The sequence below is a fragment of the Pseudoalteromonas sp. SIMBA_162 genome, assembly GCF_046535955.1.
Classification (GTDB): domain Bacteria; phylum Pseudomonadota; class Gammaproteobacteria; order Enterobacterales; family Alteromonadaceae; genus Pseudoalteromonas; species Pseudoalteromonas marina.
This window is the reverse complement of sequence record NZ_JAWJBQ010000937.1, coordinates 1-247: the sequence shown is the minus strand read 5'-3', so window position 1 is coordinate 247 and position 247 is coordinate 1. Positions and strand designations below refer to the sequence as shown.

The following is a 247-nucleotide window of genomic DNA, read 5'->3' as shown; positions in this document are numbered from 1 at the left end:
CAGCCACGCCGCATGCCGATGAAAAGGACAGCGGAGTCGCCGGCAGTGATCTGTTCGGTGACAGCATCGCGCCTGTCGCTGAAAAGGCCTCTGGCAAGGGCAAGTCCGCCGCTGCGCCAACGCCTGATCTGGCAGCGGCGGAGGAGGGCGACGAGATGCCCGATGCGCTGCCGCCGCGTGAGGAGCGCAACTACCGCGCCATCACCGATCAGGACGAACTGGATGAGTGGCTCGAGCGCGTGCGCAA

Annotated in this window: 1 protein-coding gene; it reads left to right on the top strand. The window is 66.4% G+C overall.

Going from position 1 to position 247, the window contains the following annotated elements; genetic code table 11:
- Positions 1 to 247: hypothetical protein (locus R0J88_RS22460; protein ID WP_410901238.1), on the top strand; the 247-nt coding region annotated here is incomplete at both ends.